This is a genomic window from Alloscardovia criceti DSM 17774, assembly GCF_000376885.1.
Taxonomy (GTDB): Bacteria; Actinomycetota; Actinomycetes; order Actinomycetales; family Bifidobacteriaceae; genus Alloscardovia; species Alloscardovia criceti.
Genome location: NZ_AQXR01000006.1, coordinates 1 through 20,849, shown reverse-complemented (window position 1 = coordinate 20,849; position 20,849 = coordinate 1). Strand labels below are relative to the sequence as shown.

General features: G+C 46.9%; 19 protein-coding genes. 15 read left to right on the top strand and 4 right to left on the bottom strand.

Going from position 1 to position 20,849, the window contains the following annotated elements; all coding sequences use genetic code 11:
* The first annotated feature begins 346 nt into the window (after nucleotides 1–346).
* The 13 genes from D570_RS0100590 to wzx all read left to right on the top strand — a co-directional run bounded on the left by D570_RS0100590 (nucleotide 347) and on the right by wzx (nucleotide 16,456).
* Entirely contained in the window at nucleotides 347–1,477 is a 1,131-nt protein-coding gene (locus tag D570_RS0100590; protein WP_018142466.1) for a hypothetical protein, read from the top strand.
* Nucleotides 1,478–1,518: 41 nt separating this feature from the next.
* A complete protein-coding gene (locus tag D570_RS0100585) occupies nucleotides 1,519–3,123 on the top strand; it encodes an MSCRAMM family protein (RefSeq protein ID WP_018142465.1) in 1,605 nt (534 codons plus the stop codon).
* Nucleotides 3,124–3,214: 91 nt separating this feature from the next.
* Nucleotides 3,215–4,789, top strand: coding sequence for a SpaH/EbpB family LPXTG-anchored major pilin (locus D570_RS0100580; protein ID WP_018142464.1), 1,575 nt, complete (start codon nucleotides 3,215–3,217; stop codon nucleotides 4,787–4,789).
* A 195-nt stretch (nucleotides 4,790–4,984) separates the two neighbouring features.
* Nucleotides 4,985–6,031: a class C sortase gene (locus D570_RS08070; protein ID WP_018142463.1), complete on the top strand. Its 1,047-nt coding sequence runs from the start codon at nucleotides 4,985–4,987 to the stop codon at nucleotides 6,029–6,031.
* A gap of 214 nt (nucleotides 6,032–6,245) precedes the next feature.
* Nucleotides 6,246–6,425, top strand: a complete 180-nt coding sequence (locus D570_RS0100570) for a hypothetical protein (protein WP_018142462.1) — start codon at nucleotides 6,246–6,248, stop codon at nucleotides 6,423–6,425.
* A 472-nt stretch (nucleotides 6,426–6,897) separates the two neighbouring features.
* Nucleotides 6,898–7,095: an XRE family transcriptional regulator gene (locus tag D570_RS08835; protein ID WP_407636334.1), complete on the top strand. Its 198-nt coding sequence runs from the start codon at nucleotides 6,898–6,900 to the stop codon at nucleotides 7,093–7,095.
* 281 nt (nucleotides 7,096–7,376) lie between these two features.
* A complete protein-coding gene (locus D570_RS0100560; RefSeq protein WP_018142461.1) occupies nucleotides 7,377–7,760 on the top strand; it encodes a hypothetical protein in 384 nt (127 codons plus the stop codon).
* A gap of 802 nt (nucleotides 7,761–8,562) precedes the next feature.
* Nucleotides 8,563–9,633 carry an endonuclease/exonuclease/phosphatase family protein gene (locus D570_RS0100555; protein WP_033376665.1) on the top strand — a complete coding sequence of 357 codons (1,071 nt, stop codon included), beginning with the start codon at nucleotides 8,563–8,565 and terminating at the stop codon, nucleotides 9,631–9,633.
* Between the two features lie 542 nt (nucleotides 9,634–10,175).
* Nucleotides 10,176–11,168, top strand: coding sequence for a glycosyltransferase (locus D570_RS0100550; protein ID WP_156812185.1), 993 nt, complete (start codon nucleotides 10,176–10,178; stop codon nucleotides 11,166–11,168).
* A gap of 421 nt (nucleotides 11,169–11,589) precedes the next feature.
* Nucleotides 11,590–12,405, top strand: a complete 816-nt coding sequence (locus D570_RS0100545; protein WP_156812184.1) for a hypothetical protein — start codon at nucleotides 11,590–11,592, stop codon at nucleotides 12,403–12,405.
* 20 nt (nucleotides 12,406–12,425) lie between these two features.
* Nucleotides 12,426–13,511 carry a glycosyltransferase family 1 protein gene (locus D570_RS08060; protein WP_156812183.1) on the top strand — a complete coding sequence of 362 codons (1,086 nt, stop codon included), beginning with the start codon at nucleotides 12,426–12,428 and terminating at the stop codon, nucleotides 13,509–13,511.
* Nucleotides 13,501–14,544, top strand: a complete 1,044-nt coding sequence (locus D570_RS08055; RefSeq protein ID WP_018142456.1) for a glycosyltransferase family 2 protein — start codon at nucleotides 13,501–13,503, stop codon at nucleotides 14,542–14,544. Before D570_RS08060 ends, D570_RS08055 begins: the two co-directional genes overlap by 11 nt.
* Before the next feature lie 487 nt (nucleotides 14,545–15,031).
* Nucleotides 15,032–16,456: an O-unit flippase-like protein gene (gene wzx, locus D570_RS0100530; RefSeq protein WP_018142455.1), complete on the top strand. Its 1,425-nt coding sequence runs from the start codon at nucleotides 15,032–15,034 to the stop codon at nucleotides 16,454–16,456.
* Nucleotides 16,457–16,461: 5 nt separating this feature from the next.
* Here wzx and D570_RS09380 read toward each other — a convergent pair whose 3' ends face one another.
* Nucleotides 16,462–16,647: a hypothetical protein gene (locus D570_RS09380; protein ID WP_156812182.1), complete on the bottom strand. Its 186-nt coding sequence runs from the start codon at nucleotides 16,645–16,647 to the stop codon at nucleotides 16,462–16,464.
* Nucleotides 16,648–17,041: 394 nt separating this feature from the next.
* Between D570_RS09380 and D570_RS08050 the strand changes: the two genes are divergently transcribed.
* Nucleotides 17,042–17,299, top strand: coding sequence for a hypothetical protein (locus D570_RS08050; RefSeq protein ID WP_156812181.1), 258 nt, complete (start codon nucleotides 17,042–17,044; stop codon nucleotides 17,297–17,299).
* Nucleotides 17,300–18,423: 1,124 nt separating this feature from the next.
* Here the strand turns inward: D570_RS08050 and D570_RS09495 are convergent.
* Nucleotides 18,424–18,768 (bottom strand): hypothetical protein, encoded by a 345-nt coding sequence (locus D570_RS09495; protein WP_211204868.1) that lies wholly within the window; start codon nucleotides 18,766–18,768, stop codon nucleotides 18,424–18,426.
* A gap of 126 nt (nucleotides 18,769–18,894) precedes the next feature.
* On the opposite strand from D570_RS09495, the gene D570_RS0100495 reads away from it, so the two are divergent.
* A complete protein-coding gene (locus D570_RS0100495) occupies nucleotides 18,895–19,686 on the top strand; it encodes a hypothetical protein (RefSeq protein WP_018142449.1) in 792 nt (263 codons plus the stop codon).
* Between the two features lie 474 nt (nucleotides 19,687–20,160).
* Here the strand turns inward: D570_RS0100495 and D570_RS09490 are convergent, their stop codons facing one another.
* Entirely contained in the window at nucleotides 20,161–20,388 is a 228-nt protein-coding gene (locus D570_RS09490; RefSeq protein WP_018142448.1) for a hypothetical protein, read from the bottom strand.
* Nucleotides 20,385–20,606, bottom strand: a complete 222-nt coding sequence (locus tag D570_RS08040; protein ID WP_018142447.1) for a ClbS/DfsB family four-helix bundle protein — start codon at nucleotides 20,604–20,606, stop codon at nucleotides 20,385–20,387. The genes D570_RS09490 and D570_RS08040 overlap by 4 nt, the downstream gene beginning before the upstream one ends.
* Between the last annotated feature and the right edge of the window lie 243 nt (nucleotides 20,607–20,849).

Sequence of the window (20,849 nt, the reverse complement as noted above, 5' to 3'; positions counted from 1 at the left end):
GTATCTGTTTTATAGAGTTGCTCGTCATGTATGAACGGTTATGACAGTGTTGTCCTCTGCGTTTACACATCGTCACATCATGCTTCGCGGTTGTGATACCAGTCCATCCAAGATATGAGATTTATCAAATATTATTGAAAAATATCGGAATGTCACATGCTGCTAATTGCTAGAATTTTTACTAAAGAAGGGGTCAGCGCCATAAAGGCGTATCCGTACAACGTAGTGCGGAGGGAGGTGTAATACCTATGTATTTACCCTCGTTAGTCATGCACACAGTGCGTCGCAACAAGACCGGACCTGATGTGTCCATAGTCTTCGTTTGCCTCCAAATGTTGGAGGAGCCATGACGTCTGAATCCTCTTATCGCTTGTCCAAGTTCTCTAAGTTTTCAAAATATTCCAAGCTTATTGTGCGGTTGGGTGCACTCATCCTGACTGCAGCGATGGTATGTGGCGCAGCGCCATCGACATCACAAGCCGCCGAATCTTCCACTACGAATGAGCAACAATCGCAGAATGTCGAAAAGGTCGAAGGCGACCAGAATTCGAATGATACATCCACGAACGAAGACGATTCAACCACGTCACCCAGCCAAGAAACTAACCGATCTGGCAGTTCGGTAACTGATGGGTCGGAATCGGAAACAACTTCCACAGGTGCGGATAATCCAGTGCAAACGGAAGATCCATCGAAAGAGCTCAGCGAAGAGCCAAGCGAGAGTCAAACAACCTCGTCCGATTCAGACAATGATTCCAGTAACGACGCCACCAGTGACCAGCAAAACGAGGAATATACCGAATCGTACGGGTTCAGAGCAATGACAGAGGCGGCATCAGCCGCCGGTGTAGCACCAACAGACGAAGAGTTTGGTCCCATCATGCTTACAAACACAGGTGAGTTGTACAGGGTCAAGCCAGGCACGGTCGGTAGCTACGATGCGACCACATTGGAACCATTACCTTACATCCCTAGTCCTAAGTCTGACGGCAGCCGCTTTGATGCATTTGCTAATGGCGTGAATTTCAACGCTTTCGGCGTGGCTCCGGACGGCAAAATGTACTTGGTAGAGCGTGCTAAGGGATCCAGCACGGGTAATAGTTCCGCGAAGGTCATCCTTCAGGTGTGGCGTTATGATCCGTCACAAAGTAGCAAAGGATGGACTCGTTTCGGTAGCACATACACCGTTACCAACCAAGTAAAGAATTTGGAGATACAAGGTGGTGCCGTGAATCCGGACACTGGCGAATTCTACTTCGGTGGCATTCAAAGCCGTGCAATATCGAAAACTGAGAGTCAAAGTGTTTACTACCTCTTTGCTGTAAACCCAACAACTGCTGCAATAACGCCGAAGGGGTGGGGTGCAGTTGATTCTCAAGCCACGAAGAACCAGACCTTCAGTATGCGTTTTGGAGATATGATTTTCTCTAATGAGGGTGACCTTTCATTGGTGTCTCGTATTACCGTGCTCCCATAACTGGAGGAAGAACATACGCGAATATCCTCAACCTGATTACTGTGGCATCTGGTGACCTACAGGCATCGTTTGGTGTAGACACTGAGATAAGCAATAGTGGTACAAATCAGTTAGATCTGAGTGAATCTCTCGTCAACGTTAACGCGAGCGGAATTACAGGTTTCAGTATTATGCCTTCGGGCAATTTGATGGTTACCACTCAGATCGATGCCAGGATTGGTTCCACCAGAACTATGGGTAGTGGGAATACTCGCGGTGCACTATTTAAGGTAGATGTGGCGACCAAGACTGCCACTCTGATACAGACCATTCCAGATACGCCACCAGTGGAGTTGGACAATTTCACGTACGGCAATGAGAAATTCATCAGTGACGAAATGCGCAGAATTTGGGACTATCCGACGTCGGCTCGTCTTAATATGGGTCCTCCGGGTTACTACGTGTACAGGACATGGAATTTGGGCGTCAATGATATGGACGGAAGCGCCGAGGACTTCGCCGGAATTGTGCTCCACAAGGACGTGGTGAAGCGTAAGGATGATGCTGACCAATTTGCACTCAATGTGAGCGGAGCGGGCTACGACGTATCGACAACCACTTCTGGCACCGAGGAGGGTATCCAGCCGGTGCAAATCGGACCACTTGCGGCATCTATCGGAACCACATTTACCGTTTCGGAAAGCATTACCTCTTCCACGGATTTGCGCGATTACGAACCGCAACTGCAATGTGTCGCCGGCAATGGCATTACCGTCAGGACAAGCGCGGTTTCAGTCAGTGCCACGCAAGCTAGTGCCACGGTTACTATTCCGGGCACAGGTGGATTCTCATCCAAAGTATTTTGCACTTTTGTCAATGATCCAGCACCTTCACGTGGCGCTATCCATGTGCTCAAACGCGACGCAAGTGACACCAATACTGTGCTGGCCGGAGCGACGTTCCGACTGTATCGCGATACGAACGGGAATGGCGTCTATGACGGCACGGATACCGAAGTGGACGATTCCGAGCGTACCACGGATTCCGCAGGTACTGCTGTGTGGGAGAACTTGGATTATGACACCTACTTCCTCAGAGAGGACGGATTCCCCCAAGGCTACGCTTCCGAGGAAACGGTGGTGCGCGAGGTTGTGCTGGACCAAGAGAGAGTGGACGTAGATATTGATAACGAACGTATTCCGGGCACAGTGAGCTGGCAGAAGGTGGACGATACCACTGAAGTTCAGTTACTCGGCGGGTCGCAGTGGACGCTTACCGATTCTAGCGGCGTGCAGCATCTGATTACGGATTGCACCAGCCCGTCCGCATGTGACACGACGGATGGTAGTTCCGAAATACGCGATACCGACCCAGAAGAAGGAAAGTTCAGCATTGAACACCTGGACTGGGGTTCCTACACACTTGTCGAGACGAAAGCCCCCGCAGGCTACGTGCTCGGCGCGCAATCCTCACAGAGTTTCACCATTGACGCCACGCGTCAGGTGATAGATCTGGGGCCGATTGCAAATGCCAAGGCCATTCCACCGACATTGCCACGAGCAGGAGGTTGGGGATCCGACTGGTTCCTTTACTCCGGCTTCGCTGTGCTGGCAGCGGCAGCGGTGGTGGTCGTGGGTTATATGCGGCGAAAGACCACACGATGTTGATCCAACTAAGGGCAATATCAATGCAGACTCCGGTCTGTGAAAGAAAAGAGGGATAGGCGAGAGCCTGTTTCATATAGAAAGAAGGAAAACAATGTTACGGAATAAGATTCGCGGCATACGCGCGATACTCGCCTTCCTCATTGCCTGCGCTCTCGGCGTGGCCACCTTTGCGGTCGCACCGTTAGCTAGTGGAGCCGAGGGAAATATCGATATCGATGAGTCACGCACGGGTTCTCTGACCGTGCACAAGTATGAGAAGAATTCTGCTATATGGGCGAATCAGACAAATGACGGAACGGAGATAACGAATATTCCGGAGGGTGCCAATCCTTTGACAGGCGTGCAGTTCACGGTCTATCAGGTTGAGGGCTTGGATCTGAAAGATTCGGCGAGCTGGACAGGATTGGATTCGGCTACTGGTGATCTCACCACAGCGAAGGCCACCATTAATGGTAAAGAATATACTCTCACGCAAAAAGCTCAGCAGACCACTGACAGCAAGGGTACTGCAGCCTTTACGGAATTGCCTGTGGGTTTGTATTACGTGGTCGAATCTAACATTGGAAACAATGAAATTACGGAAAAAGCACAGCCATTCTTCGTTACTATTCCTTTCGCACAGGCGAATAAAACGTGGAACTATGATGTGCACGCTTACCCGAAGAATGTGCTGAACACTCCGGGTGAGAAGATTGCTGATACGAGCGAAACCCATAAAGTGGGCGATATTATCACATGGGATTTGAAGCTGGTAGCGCCTACCTCAGATAACGGTATTACCGCGCTTGGCGTGGTCGATCCGTTGGATACATCGCTTGCACTGGCTCCTACCGCCGCTGGCGATGTGAAGACCGCTGTGGAGGTTTTGGTAAATCCGACCAAGACAGATGGTGTGTATACGGGTGGCACAGCATTGGATGCTTCCGCCTACACAGTTGAGCCGCTCACGGCCCTTACAGACGGCAGAATTCCAGTCAAGGTTGCGTTGGTTGCCGGTTCGGACGGCAAGATCACATCAGTAAACGCAGGTGACGTGGTCGTCGTCAAGATTCGTACGACAGTGACGACTGTGCCAAATAACGGCGAGATTACCAACGGTTTCTTCCCAATCGTCAATGAATACGATCCTTTCAGTGAGAATCCGACTGATCCTGGCGAGCCTCCTGTCACTACCGAAGATACGCCGAAGTTTGGCGACTATGCCTTTAAGAAGGTGGACGACACTACTGATGCAAATGCGTTGGATGGCGCTGTGTTCGAGTTGCAGGATACGAATGGCAATCCGGTACTGGATGGCGAGGGCAACACAATCACCGCAACTTCTGATGAGAACGGCATCGTACACTTCTCCGATATCTTCCTTGGCAAGAGCCGCAAGGGTGATACGACCTTGACGAAGGAGTTCAAGATCAAGGAAACCACGGCTCCTGCAGGTTTTAAGCTCCTAGAAAATGCGGTAACCGTGACATTTAAGCAGGGCAAGGTTGATACCTCCGATGTCGCTAATCTGGGCGCCAACATCGTAAACACCAAGTCAAATATGCCAAATCTGCCACTTACTGGTGCTGCCGGCAAGGTGTTGATGACCTTAGCAGGTGTGGCAATTATCGCGATTGCTGTAGCTTTGCTGATGGTCCAGCGTGCACGTCAGTCGTCTAAAGGCTGATGCGGCGTTGGAGAAAGGATGAGCGGAGGGATGTCTGATATGGGAGAATCCTTCTCATAACGGGCTCACCCTCAACAGCTACTGCGAGGGGCGTTAGCGGAACTTCCGGATAGCGCCCCTTCGCGCATACAAAACATCGCGGAGGTATGGCGTTTAGTGTCGAGGCTTCTGAGGTGTGCCGGATAAGGAGGGATTATGGCTCAAAAGCAGGCCGCATCATCCGGTGTGCGCGACAGCGATGGGCGGAGTAAAAACAACGACTCGAGAGCGTATGTGGGCTCGCTGTCGTTGTTTCAGCTTTTGCTGATTCCTTATGTGGCGGCATTGTTGGTGATTGTTGGTACCACGCTCGTGCTGTATCCCACCGCTGCGTCTTGGGTGTCTCAATACAATCAGACGGAACTGACCGGTGACTACTCCTCCTTAGTGTCCCGTGTGGTACCAGACCGTGAGGCGCAGTTAGAAGCAGCGAAGGCGTACAATACCGCGCTGTCCTCCGGGGCGTTGCTGGGGCGCAATGAACGCATTCCTTCCTCCATAGGTGATTTAGATGAAATCACCGCGCCGGATGGTCGCGTGTGGACATACGATGACATCCTCGCCGCCTCAGACAATGGCATCATGTCACGCATTCGCATCGATGCCATCGATCTGGATCTTCCCATTTATCATGGCACGAGTGATGAGACGCTGATGAAGGGAGCCGGTCATTTGCAAGGCACCTCATTTCCTATAGGAGGGCCGTCGACACGAACGGTAATAACCGCCCATAGAGGGTTAGCAACGGCTACTATGTTTACCGATTTGGACAAGGTCGAAGTGGGGGACACCTTCACCTTAGAGACTTTTGGCGAGGTGCTGACTTATCGCGTCATCACCACTGAGGTCGTAGAACCTGATGACACGCAAACCATACGCGCCGTGGAAGGCAAGGATTTGGCTACCTTGGTTACGTGCACGCCGCTGGGTATCAATTCGCATCGCATTTTGGTGACCGGCGAACGCATTATCCCCACGCCTGCGGGCGATGTGGATAGGGCAGGAAAACATTCAGATCTGCCAAAATTCCCGTGGTGGGCAGTGCTGTATGCGGTGGTTGTGCTGGGCACAGTCGGTTTTACTGTGCGCTATACCTTGCGGATGAAGCGTGCTGTACGTCTGAGGGATGCGTTGGAAGCGGAGCAGAATCGAACGAGTTCCACAGGCGCGGATGGTGAGGATCGGGCGTCTGCCGAGGGATGATGTCATGACGCAGGGTGACCGACCGGTTGTTGAAGAAGGCAAGGCGTCAAAATGATGCATCAAAATGATGCACAAACACTCGCCGACGCTGAACGCACGTGTGTTGCTCAAAAGTTCATCTGCGAAGCGATTGCATTATATAGTCAAAAGCTCACAATTGTGGCGTACAACTGCAGTTATGTAAAGAGTAGTTATTTTTCAAAGAAGGAAGATAATGGCAGAACGATATATCAGTTTTTCCGAGATTGCCGCATATCTCGATGTTAAGACAGGAACATTGGCAAATTACCGCCTTCCAGAGCCTGATGCCTACATTGGCAAAACTCGAGGCTGGAAAAAGGAAACCATTGAAAAATGGAATGCCAACCGTCCGCGAGCACGAAAAGCAAAATGATTCGGCAAAGAAAAGATATGCGCTTTCCCCTTATGTAGTAGCCATAATGCAGTCGGCTGGTGGACAAAAAGCTTGGAAATAGGTTAACGAAAATACTGCTACAAGGTATCGTTATTCTTCACATCGATATGCTGAAGATAGAGAATGTGACTACGAATACGATGTGAGTCCATTATGGAAAGTAATCACCGCGATTACCCAAATTATCACTGTCGTAATCGCGGTGATGAATTACTTCGATAAACGTAATAAGAAGTAATTCGACCTGCTACCTAGCTTCGGCTAGGTAGCTCTTTCCATTAAATTCTATCATGATTATGAAAAAGTATACGAAACAGATTGCCTATGGTGCATGTGCAGTAGCCTTACTTGGCAGTATTGTCGGCTGGTAGATTCCACAAGTAGCTGAAGGTATGAGCGCATTAAGCGCCCTGCTTTCGCTCATCGTAGCGATAAACATCAAGGAGGACTAATGACTGTACAGTATATGAGTCTTACCGAGGTCGCTGAATTCCTTGGAATTACCAAGGGAGCTTTACCCACGTTAAAGTTACCCGACTCCGATGTGCGTGTTGGAAAAACACGAGGCTGGAAGAAACCATCGAAAAATGGAATGCGGAGCGTCCGGGGCGTGGCAACTATACCAAAAGGAAGTAAAAACTTTCTTTAAGGCATCAGAAAGCGAATGTGATGCGACATCAAACAATTACGGATTCTAAGGGGCGTTGAAAAAGCCGGGGCGTCGAAATGACACAACCCCTCTAGTATCTGAGATATTTTAGGTTTGCGTGGAGAAATAGGAAGGGGAGAGGCATAGAAATCGTCAATACAATGCAGATGCATTTGCTTCGATTGTCAAACTTCTTCTCATCATAAAATCCGCGGTCGAGGATATGCGATTCTTGCGCGGCAGAGCGCCTCAGCTGTGAAGTGTTTGGTAAAATTGAGTGCATGAAAAGGTGGAGAAAACGCGGCACATGGGCAAGATTCGCAGTGTTGTTTGCTCTTTACCTTTTGCTACCTGCTCTGGTTTCAATCGCTACTGACTTTTTCAATTCCTCTGATTTAGGCATGATGCTGTCTATATTATTGCTGTTCATAGTATTTCCTTGTGTCAGCATCGTGCTAGCTGTCTGGGATGGCATTACAGCGGGTTTCACGGTTTTATGGATAGCTATGCCGTTTCTGCTTTTCCTTGCACCTATGCTGATTTTCTTTAACGAGTCCGTACTGATTTATGGCGGTGTTTATTCGGTGCTCGCAATCATAGCTAATGGAATGGGCGGCATCTTCCACTCAAAACATCATAATGCAAACAGTGTGCGCGAAGGATAAATCAGACTTGTGCTCAGGCATATTTACGTAATAGACGTGCAAAATCGGCTGAAGAGGGTTCTAGAATAGTCCGGAATATTCTGTCGAAAACTAGAGTGTGGTCGTAGTTCAAATGCTTAAATATGCCGCAGGAAAGCTCGATAGAAAAATAAGAATCAGAGAAGGAAACGTCATGAGCAAATGCGATTCATTATGGATTTGTGACGAAAAAGCATTGAGGATGCTCTTGTACTGGGCAATAAGATAACCAATACTGCCCTCGACATTGATATCTCCAACAGGAACATCGAGAGTTAACCGATAAGACATTGTAGCTCAGTTATGAATGCCTAGCAGCAGTGCATAACCTTTGTATCTGACTATCCTTGGGGGGGGTGAAATCAGAGTCTTCCTTCGGCGTTATAAGGTCTGATTGCGGAGTTGAACTGGAAACGATAAGCAAGCTTTTCTTGTACAGCATCGAAATCATCGATGCCGGCTGAAAAATCCCCAAGGATGGGGTATCGAGAAAGACTGCTTTATGTGTCGGAAGGCGGCAGAATTTCAGGTCTAGTGCCGGAATGTCACTAATCCGCAGACCTCTACGATGAACAGTGAGGATACCTGCATCAATGGAGTCATGATTGCACTAGGAGTGTTGGTTGTGTATCCTTTTGACGTTGCAACGTTAAGTAGAGAGGTGGAAGGCCTAAGATTAATCAAGCCCCATTGGATCGGGCAGATTCGGGACTTCAGATGAAGTACCTGTGCAATAGAAAAGTGAGCATTTGGCATGACAGGATATAGCAATTACTCGCCCAGTATGGACGATTCCTATGTAAATTCGTATGGGGATTATCCTGCCTATTCGCCGGATACCAAACGATTCCGCGGGTTGTTTGCGCTCTTATGGTTGGCAACTTTTGGAGTCATAGGTGTGATGATTCTGCGAATAGCGCCAAATGAATTGGACGGGAAGAAATATATACCCTTAATTGTTTCCTTTACTCCATGGTTTGCACTAGTATCCGCATTTATTTTGATTATCGCACTTCTAGGACGTCGAAAGCTTCTAGCGGTTATATGCTTAGGCTGTTTGGTTGCACAGGCATATTGGCATTCTGGATATGTTTTTGCTGCTAATTCGTCCGTCAAAGGTATTCCTTCAGCTGAAGCCCTAACAGTGGACACTTCAGATAATTATGCGCGGTTGATGACACTAAATGCACATAATGGTCAGGCAGACGCTGAGCAAATTGTTTCTGTAGTAAGTTCAGAACATGTGGAAGTACTAGCTTTGCAGGAAGTTAGTAACGGCCTTGTACAGCGTTTGTATGCATCCGGATTAGCACAATACCTGCCGTACTCAGTACTTTCTGCTTCCAGCGGGCAGGATAATGGAGGAGTCAATGCCATATTTACTGCTGCCCCTATGACGAGTGAGAGCTATGACTTGATTCCTACGGATGCTTCGAGTGTAGCTGCAGCGTGCATCGGTATGGCAGCGAAGAGTGTGTGCTTTGGATCTGTGCATCCTTTCTCACCAAGGCCGGGGCAACAAGGACTATGGGATAGTAGTTTGGACAGTCTGAGTCAGCTACAGTCTGAGTCGCAAACCTATGTGCTCTTAGGAGATTTCAATGCTACTTGGGACCATAAAAGCTTCAGAGAGCTGTTAGGATCGAGATTCTTGGACGCGGGGCAGCAGACTGGTGAAGGATTCCACATGACTTATCCGTCGAATAAACAGCTGGCTGGCATTGATATACCGGCCATGGTGGAGATAGACCATATTGTTTACGATCGCGGCTTGCTGGTCGGGGACTTGCAGACAGTTACAATTTCAGGTAGCGATCATAAGGCTCTTCTGGGGACATTGACATCTAATCAATGAGATGGAGAATCGTGATCGGTAGATGTGGCAGGCAGTGAAGAATTCCAATGGTAACAGTCTGTCGATTCCATCATTCGAAGTGATTTGAGTACCTTGGTCGATAATGTTGGATTCCGAAGCATATATCAGTCACATCACAGTAATGAATGTTTCTTATGATGACCAGATGCTTAGCGTTTCTGTATCAGCGGCTAGACGTATCTCAATACGAATCTACGGAATGATCAACTCATCAGCATGGTAAGAGGATTGGGCCGGTCTCATTTATTCGGTGTTCAAGTTACATCCCCTCCCATACAGTTGTGGGGAGTTGATATAGTGAATTAAATTTGGACTAATAGTGTAGGGATGGTCCATGTTGAGGAGGGAAGTTTAATATCACGATTAAACTAATGGAATGGCTCTTGAGCTAAGCTACTAAAGCAAGCATATATACCCGCGAATTTATATGGTATGACGTAGCTCACTAACACGGCAATGTGTGTCCAGCATCAAGAATAGTGAATTGTGTGTGAGCGAATGGTAAGGAGAGGAAGACGGTATTGAAAAAGATTCTGCATATACTCCCTCAGTTTCAACCTGGAGGAGGAATGGAACGTGTCGTCATGAATTTCCATAGCCATATCAATACAAGTTATTTTCGGTTTGATGTGCTGACTCACAAGCTCAATAATCGAATATATGCTGAGCGGATTGAACATTCGGGAGGTAAAGTATATGTTTTTCCTCCTTTTGGAGTTAAAACCATAAGTAGTAATGCGCGATTATTTGATGAGCTATTATCAACAGAACGCTATGATGTGGTGCACTGTCACATGGCAAATGCTGCTTTTATCTATCTAAAAATTGCGGAAAAACATAATATTCCGATACGTATATTGCATAGTCACCAAGACCATTATGCTGATACGTGGACGCATGCAATGAGAAACATACCTCTTGTGAAATATGGGAAGAGATTTGCTAATGTCAATCTTGCATGCTCAAAAGCAGCTGGGCAGTTCTTGTTTAATGATGCAGCTTATACCGTCATGAATAATGGCATTGATGTTGATGATTTTGCCTTCTCATCCGATAAAAGAATAGTCGCACGTAAGAAGCTCGGGATTAGAGACGAAGAAATATTGTTCGGCTATGTGGGACGCCTAGTGCCTCAAAAAAACCCAGTATTTATGTTGGACGTGTTTTCTGAATGTTTGAAGGCCTGTGATTTGCCAATGAAACTGGTCATTGCGGGAAGCGGTGAACTCGAACAGCAAATGCGGCGTCATGCGGTTGATATTGGGGTTTATCATAAGATTATATGGTTGGGTGACATCGATGATGTTGCTGAACTTGATAGAAGCATTGACATTTTTCTGATGCCGTCGCTGTATGAAGGCCTCGGATTAAGCCTTGTTGAAGCCCAGGCAGCAGGTGCAGAATGCTATGCTTCCGATAATATTCCACAAGAGGCATTTCTTACGAGTTTTGTTCATGCATTGCCTTTACAAAGAGGCAGTGGTTATTGGGCTTCCAGAATATTAGCTGATTAAAATAAAGTGCCGAAAAACCGTACTTTTGCAAAGGATGAAGTTGTCAAAGGCGGGTACGACATTTTTTCAAATATTGAGGTGCTAGAAGGCATATATAGGGGATGAATCTATGTTGAAAAAGCACGCTGTGAGCCTTTATTACTTTGCCTTCGCACAATATTGTTTCATATATTGGCTAAATACCACCACATACAACCGACTGCCATACTTGCATATCCATACCTTATATGTACTAGCAAGGATATTATGCCTAGCTTTGCTATTTATCAAAATCATTTTGGATAAGTTACCTCTGAAAGTATACCTTGTATACGCGTTTCTATTCTTAGTGTTCCTTGCATCAGCTCTGCAATCAGGTAGCTGGAATTTGTTCCTTTTATCGCTTTTTGTGCTTGCAGGATCAGGGGTGAAGATAGAGAAGATGGCTAAGATTGTGCTTTGCTCCACTACGGTTGTAGCTTGTTGTGCGGTTGCTGGTTCTTTGCTTGGCCTGATTTATATGAGAATGTTGCCAAGTGGTGATACTTTTCGACCATCGTATGGTTTCGTTCACCCTAACCAATTTGGTTTGTGCTTACTGACTATTTGTATTTCTGTTGCCGTGTACCGATTTAGAAAATTTAGATTTATCGAAATCGGAATCGGGCTTATCTGTTTTATTCTCGCTTACTTTTTCGCAGTTTCCCGCACGTCTTCTATATGCATTCTGCTCACCATTGCGCTTGCAGTTGTATGTACCTTAGATAAAGAAGGCAAACTTGATCGCCTGATACTCCGGTGTGGAATGGCGATATTGGCAGTATTGCAATTCGCTAGCTTGTATCTCATGATGTTCTACGATAGCGGTTCACAATGGATGGTTCGTCTTGATGGGTTACTGTCGAATCGTCTGGTCTTGATGCATCATTTCTACACGGATTATCCGCATAGCTTGTTCGGGCACAACTTTGATTCGATAGAACATACATGGTTTAGTTACTATGAAGGTTTTATCGTCGACAACGGGTTTGCACATGCATTCCTTGAATCCGGGGCAATAGTCGAATTCATCATTTTCCTGTGCTGGTTCGCCGTTCTATGGAAGGCATGCAGACTACGTAAACTAGAGGCATCTGGGTTAGGATTATTGCTGTTCGGAATTGCAGCCTTTACCGAGGCTTCCGCGTTTTATATCGTTGTGAATTTTTGTTTGGTAGCTGCGAACAATCTGATCAAAACAGAAAGAGAATTGGTTTGAAGAGAATCCTTGTAATTGGTATGACTGATAACCCTGGTGGCATTGAGGCAGTCATAATGACATACTACCGATCACTCAACCGAAGCGACTTCGCCTTTGATTTCTTATCTAATAATAGTCGGATGGCTTATGAGGATGAGGTATCAGAAAGGGGAGGACGTATTTTTCGGGTAACTCCACGACATCTCTCTGTAAAGAAGTTCTATCAAGATCTTGACCTATTTTTCGCTACGCATGCAGAAGAATTCGATGCAGTTTGGGTAAATGTTTGTTCTCTTGCAAATATTGCCTATTTATCCGTTGCTAAAAAATACGGAATTAAAAAAAGAATAATTCATTGTCATAACGCGCAAAATGGGGAGGGAATCATCCGGGGTGTGCTTCATCGTATCAATCGCCGCCGGATTAGGAGTTTAGCCACAGACTTTTGGTCCTGTTCCAATGAAGCCTCTGAATGGTTTTACGGAAAAGACTATAAGGAGATCCCTCACTATCGATATATTCCCAATACAATCGATGTGCAAAAGTATGCATTCGATTCAACGGTCAGGCTCAGAAAAAGAGCGGAGCTGGGAATTTCGGACGACTTATTTGTGCTAGGTAATGTTGCTCGTTTCGAGCATCAAAAAAATCACAAAGCTCTTGTACAGGTGTTCAAGCAATTACACAAAATGAATGACAAATATCGACTTTTGTTGGTTGGGCAGGGCTCTCTCGAAAGTGAGATGAGGGAGCTTGTCAAGCAGGAGGGGCTTGAGACAAGCGTGATATTTGCCGGTGTAAGGACTGATGTAGACGAATTGTACCAAGCTATGGATGCGTTCGTTCTTAGCTCGTTGTTCGAAGGCCTCCCGATTTCAGCGTTGGAGGCGCAGGCAAACGGCTTGCCGTGCATTTTGTCCACTGGTTGTCCGAGCAGTTGTTTTGTAAATGGGAATACTTTGAGTGTTGACTTTAGCTCGGATAGTGGCCAGATAGCAAAGAAAATGAATGATTGGTTTTTAGATTTACCTGAACAGCGCGTTGACGCGTCTACTATCCAGAACTCAGAGTATTCGATAGAGAATCAGATACATTCTTTTGAAAAGGCGATTGATGGCAGATAGGCTTGTATCGATAGTTGTTGCAGCGTTTGACGCGCAAAATACTATCGAGGATACCTTTCAGAGTATTGTCGACCAGACCTACTCTAATTTTGAAGTTGTGGTTATTGATGATGGTTCGCGAGACTCGACCGGTCAAATTTGTGACCGTTGGGCTGCACATGATCAGCGGTTCCATGTGTATCATCGTACGAATTCCGGAAGTGCTGCTGCGCGCAATTTTGGTGTACAGGTGGCAGGAGGGGAATATCTCCTCTTCGTAGATAGTGATGATCTTGTCGAACCAGATTTTATTTCAACATTGCTTGACACTGCTGTTAGACATGATGCTCAAATTGTATTTTGCAATCATGTGGATGAATTAGTGTCTAAGAATTCCGAATTAGCCCGCACGGTATATGCTCCACAAGGCGTCAACTTTAGTTCTCAGTCGTCCTCCGATTTTAAGAATAAAGCTTCATTGCTGATGGAGAACGGATACTGGCATACAGCCTGGAATAAAATGTATAATACGGAATTTGTCAGGAATGTTGGCTCTGTATTTAACGAATCGGTATCCGTGAGTGAAGACACGTTTTTCATTATCCCGCTGTATGAAAATGCTGATCGCGTGGTGTGTTTGGATAAGGTGTTATATCGATACCGAGTGCGTGATAACAGTCTGTCTCATTCTTACTCGCCTACACTCTTTGAGGATGTCAAAGAGGCGTTGATATTTGAAGTTGATCGTTGTGCGAGCTGGTCGGCAAGTTGTTTCTGCTATTTTAGGTCTGATTTCTTGCATTATGTCGAATTGTTCTTTATGCCTGGTTTCATCAAGGGTAGTGATACGAAAGCAGTGCGAAGGCAGATTATCGAAGATGATGTGGTTCAGAAAATTGCGGCGGCATCTTGCCAAGAAGGTTTTAGGACAAAGATATTGGCTTTAGGCTTGCAGAGAAAAATGCTAGGTGCTTTATCTGTGTATGGGTATTTGGTTTACTCGGCAAAACAAATAAAGAAATTGATGGGCAGAGTACTCCATATCCATCGCTGAGGGCTGATAAGGTGTTCGGGGCGTATTTTACAAGTGGCCAGTTTATAATCGGTCTCAATGCGGCGCAGTAAGATTCGTACTCTAAAAATGCAATATTGTGCGGGTTATATCCTCGTCTTTTTTCTCTCAGTGTGAGTATGTTATTACTGGATTGGAGAACTTTGAAGAACAGCTTTGGATTATTTTTGATTGCGGACTCGGGGAAGGTGTTTAAGTACTCGTTGGCCAATTATTATTCGATGAATGGCTTATGAAAGTGAGAAGTGATTACGGGGGATATCTGCAGGGGGGGGCTTGCCTATTTCTGCGGTGAAGATTACGCAACGTTGGAGGATGAGTCGAGCTTGTGTTACGTGGGAAGGGCGAATCCAGAGAATACAATACTTCGGACACTGCCTAGCCAATAGAGGCTGTGTCTATTTTCATTGGTTTAGGAAGACGATTGAGTAGTGGCTAACTGATGATTAATTAGCTAAAGGAGAGGAATTTGGTAATTACAACTAAACGAGCAGATGTAATATGGAACTATTTAGGAACTATAGTTTCCATGGCTAGTGGTTTCGTACTGCTACCTCTACTGATGAAGTTTCTTTCCGATGCCGAACTAGGTCTCTGGTATGTATACATTGCAATTGCAAATCTAGCCATGTTATTTGAGTTCGGGTTCGACCCAACGTTCGCACGTAATATTGTTTATGTGGTCAGTGGTGCGAGGCAATTGACAGCCAATGGTTTTGAGAATAGTTCCGTTAGAGAGGGAGTGGACTGGCATCTGCTGAATGTGGTTATTCGCGCATCCAAATTGATTTACGCCAGTATCGCGGGAACAGTGCTAATTCTATTATCAAGTATTGGTACTTGGTATGTGCATACCGTGACAGGTGCTATAAGCAGTGATGAAATTTGGATATCTTGGTCCTTGTTTTGCATATCTATTGTTCTTAACCTGTACTTTCTCTATTCAACCACTGTTCTTCGTGGATATGGTGATATTGAAGGCGAAAACAAGGCAAAGACCGTCGCAAGGATTATACAGCTTGTTGTAACTGCTGTTATGTTATGGGCTGGTTGGGGATTACTGGGCGCATCGATAGGCTATTTTTTTAATGCATTATTAATGCGTTTTTTTGCTCTCTTTCGAATGCGCAAACACGTTGAAATCGAAAAAGGACGTCGACAAGATTTGGCGAGGATTACTACATCGGAAATGTTCGATGTAGTAAAAACAGTTGGTCATTTAGCATGGAGAGATGGGCTTGTACGACTTGCACTTTTTATTTCTACCCAAGCAACTAGCATTCTAAGTGGTCTGTACCTTGGCTTAGCTGAAACAGGTACTTATTCAGTGTTGTTGCAGCTGTCAAATGCTATCTACAACTTAGCTGCCGCTTATCCTAGTTCTTTCTTCCCGAGTATCCAAGCGAGTCAAGCTGAAGGGGATGTTGAAAAACAAAGACGTTTTATATCCACTGGCATAATAGCTTATTGGGGTCTCTATTTGATTGGCAGCATAGGTGTTTGCTTGGTCATTTTGCCACTTTTGCCAATATTTAAACCTGGAGTTATTATTGACTACCCGTTATATTTGGTGTTATCCCTTTATCTGGGATTGTTAGGTCAGCATTCAATATTCTGCAATTATATAATCAGTATGAATGAAATACCTTATCTATGGGGATACGTTATTGCTTCGTGTTTAGGGGTCCTATTTATTTGGATTTCTTGTGGATATTTTGGATGGGGCCAATGGGGGATTGTTTTAGGTCCGGCTCTATCTCAATTACTGTATAACAATTGGAAATGGCCTCTTTATCTATGTCGAAGAATTGGAACAACCTACTCCGTTGTTATGAAAATTGGAATTGCCGAGTGGTCCGAGAAAATTCACCATATTTTGCATAGATTAAATTAGTCTGGTTAGAGGATGAATTTTTCTCCACTTTGGATTTTGCTCGTATGTGATGCAAAGATTAGTCTACCTTCTTGAGTCTGGTGCTGAGCAGTAGAATACAGGTTGCGGCGGACGTAGTTGCCGGCCTTATCTGATGGTAGCTCCGTATACATAGCATTCATGTCCGCATAGCGAGCATGAATGTCACGCACGTGCTCACTATATGGTTCAGGATGCTCGACGATTTAGTAGTAGGGGGGGGAAAAAGGAATCAAACTGTCTGTGATGCTGAAGGCTCAGAAGCCGATGACCTTAACCTTCTGTTTTACACGTTGAAGGGGCTAATGCAAGAATCTAGTTTCTTTATTGTGCTGATTCAAATCGATTCTTTAGAGTGTAGGTGCAAGTGGTGAAGGCACAAAAAGAACAAGCACTACAATTGAAGTTGATGGACTATCGAATGACGGGGATAGGGGCCTTCTTACAGATGTTTTTCAATGGTACATACCGTTACTCGGCGTTGAATCCAGTGAGGAAGGCGGCATGTCAAGCTCAAGCTGAATCCATCTATTGAGGTTGTCGTATGTAACCTCTTTGTCTAAAGCTATGAGTGATGTATTCAAGGACAGTGAGACAAGCCGTATCAAGCGTTTCTATCATGAGCGATTTGGAGGTGCTGCTGATAATGTAGTAGTAGCATATCAACAGCTCATCGATGGGATTGACATCTGGGTATTCGGAAATCTTGATTTCACCAAAGATCTGCTCCTTAAAGCAGCTCATGCCAGTAGTCTCCCAACTCGTAGAGAGGCAGAAATTCTTGCTCGAAACTACGCTGCTTTTCTTAGTAGTCCTTACCGCTAATCATATAGAGTAAGCGAGTTCTTTGTGGGTGGGTGGATATTCACATTGATGTTCATCCACTCACATGGGAGTATCACTTACATCCAAAGTTACTAACACAATGGTTACGCTTGAAACAATAAATAGAAGAAGACTGACTATGCAGACGGCAACGTTATAGGGAATTGAATGCGAATCCAGAGCGCGCAATAAGAGATTATGCTTCCATGCAATGTGTGTGGAGATTATCCGCAATATGATGACCAGTGCCCAACATCCATAACCGATTAAGACTGCTATTGCAAGCCGACTATATTCATCGCCCGAGTATTGTTCGACGGGCGTGGGGTAATTGCGGAAAAACCAGAGGAGTATATTGCCATTTGTCCAGCACTCAATTGTAGGCAACTGGAGGAGCAGACCAATCCACCACAATATGCGACGGGCTATTCGTATCCTACAGAAAAGCAAACGTGATGTTTCCGGGAAGCTAGTCAAATCATCATTGTGTTTTGTATTCACATCCATATACCCTCCTTATTGCGACGCCTTGTGCATATACGACATACTAATTCGTTCGCAATAGTGCTCAGCCCTAAGAATGGTAAAGCTTATACAGAGATAAGTATAGTTAACAACCATAAAAGTGAGGAGGTGCTTCGTGGTAAATGGTAGCACGAATTGTGGTGAGCTGTGGACACATTATGGGGTGAAACCTTACCCTTTAAAAGATAAAATCAAGGCTTGTAAGCCGGCTTCGTATCTGCTAAATCCTGCCAAATTGAATCTATTTGGGTTTGACGGGGTGCAGTAGGTGATGCGAATCTTCTTAAGGGTGAGACAATATCTGAAACAGCGCTCTACCTCTTTGCTATTCAGTGTGGCGGTCGGTCACTTCTTGCTGGAGAGCTATAATGCGATGTTTAGTGACCCGTTTGGCTACAAGGATTGGAGTGGGTGTACTTTTCGGTTAGGTGTGTGCAGCTTCGACGTCAGCATTGGATTTCTGCGGATTTGAGCCGTTTTATTGGTGAACCTGTGTGTGTGTGGGGGGGGGGTAGCAGCGTCGCCGACTTGGTAGGCGGCTTCAAGGCCGCCAATTGTGCTCGGTTCTCATCGTTGAGAACTTGCGGGCGGGCGCGGTGTCAGTTTGCGGGCAGGGTACTGCCGTCTTTGAGGGTGAACGAGATCTCACAGTCGGGGCTGACGGTGGCGTGGTCGATGAGGGTATTCCAGGCGTCGTCGCTGTATTCGATGCTGGGGTGTTCGCATTGGTATTGGTGGATGCGGCGGATCTGGATTGCCCGCTGATCCTTCTCTTCAATCTGTGTCTCGAGCCGTTCGATGCGATGGGTCTGTTGTTGGTATTGGTTTTCGAGCTCTGCGAAGAATCGCGCATAGTCGTCTTGGTCTTGGGCTGCACGGGCGTTGGCAGTCACGGTCTGGTTCATACGGGTGGCGTCCTTGCCGGCGTTCATCTTTTCGACCAACGGCTGGGGTTTCGCGCCTGAACGTACGCGTCGTCCGCCCCCTGTGGGTTCCGTCTTTGGCCATAGGTCACCTCCCGTTTGTATAATAATCGTGCTTTTCGGTTCTGGGGTCTATGTGAGGTGCGGGTGGTTGGGTCTTTCAAACTGTTTATTCGTACCTATGTGTATTGGGTAGGGTTCATCCTCGGCTTTGCGATATTTCCCGGTTATCTGCTCTTCGCTACCGGACTCACCTTGGTGAACCCTTCATTGTGGCTTGCACCTCTGGCCGGGCTGCTTCTCCTTGTCATTGATCGACCATCAGCATGGGAGACGCCGCAGTGGCGATCATGGCTGATCCGAGTGCTTGGTGCAGGATTCGCGACCGCCGTGCTCGTCGCGTATGTATCCGTTTCTGCCCGCTACGGTTCTCGCCACTGGTTTGAAACGTCCCTATCTCTCGGTCTGGGTTGGGTTGTCTTCGCTGTCGTGTCAGGACACATGCTTAAGGGCCGCTCCGCCCGACTCGACGTTCCCGCCCGCATGGGAAGGGATGCGCTCCGTGCATACGCGGCATGGGGCGGGATCGCTTTCGGGATTTTCTATATCCCGGCTACGGGTCTGTCTGCGGCCGGCACCCTTTGGATGATTCTTCCCCTTTTGGGCACGTTCTTCGTCGGTATCGTCCTTTTGGCGGCCGACCCGCCACGTCGATGGCCGCAACCCCGATTCGTGTCGCTGTGGATACGACTTCTTGCTAGCGGGGCCGCGGCATTCCTATTCACCGTAACGAGCTCGGTGTATTGCGATGCGCGCACACACGAGGTCTACATCGGCGACTGGCAGGAAAACCTGGTCTTCTGCATGGGCGCTTGGGGACTTTATGCTGCAATGGCTACGATAGTATCGCTTATGCGGAATGTCAGCCAGAAACCATAGGCAACCTCAGTAGATGAATTCGGCCAAGGCTTGGCACGCTGCCTTCTTGACTTCTTCGCTGGGTTTAACGCCCGAGTAGCCGTATGTACCCCTGAAGCCACCTGTAAGAAGATCGACATACCTGTCATCCAACGGACCTTCAAGTTCTTGTAGAGCCTGTTTTTTGCGGTTCCTTTATCGCTTGCACCGATGCTCTCCGGGATTGCCTTGAATCGCTGGGATAGCGAAACGAGATTGTTGTAGTAACCCCTCAGCGTACGGGACAGAAGGTTCGAGTCATCGGCTCTTGAGCCTTTCAGCATCGCAGTCAGTCTGATTGACTCCCTGTCGCTACATAGGTCGGAGTAGTTACAGTTGTTCGGCAGATTATCGGGGATGGTCAAACCGCGAAGTCCGGTATGGTTCCTGTCGTCCTCCCTTGGCCAACGAGCGCCCGAGCGATTGCGACGGCATTTGAACCCGGATTCGGGTCGACTACCCTTGAATCGGGCCGAGTGCCGACGCCAAATCGCTTGCCCAGCCAGTCCATTTATCTGGAACAAACGGGTTAACATTGATGTAGCCCAGAGTGGTCACGCTCATATGCGCGACGTCTACTGCGCCACCCGCAGGATCTGTCCAATCCTTTCGATCAGAGCCAATCCACTTATTCAAGGCTGAGATTATCGGGAGCGCTTGAGCATCTTCTTCCAGCCTTTTCACGTCCTCCTCCCGATATGCTTCAGCCGACGCAGACCATTTTGAGTTTCCCGTTCCATCCATTCAAGCTGGTATGCGATCATCTGACATGGTGTACGGTCAACACCATAGACGAGGAAATCCCAAGTTCCTTCGGGCATGTCCGCAAATTCATCGATAAACAAGCCGCCAGACTTAGCAATTTGTTCAGCTAACGCCGCACCGGATTCATATGATCTCACCTGATATTCCTCCCTCACAATAGAGGGCTACCGAGATAGATCTCCGAGCACTTTTTAACGCAAGCCCGATGTCAGTGATCTTGGCTATGTAGAAAGGGTATGACCTAGGCATCTATAGCCCAGCCACGGCACAAACGGGATGCTCTCAGAAGCTCTGAGCTACGAACAAAACCTCGCTATTTCAACGAAAAACACCCATTCGAACCTCCGCCCTCAGTCCTGAGAGCTTTGTATCCAAATGGG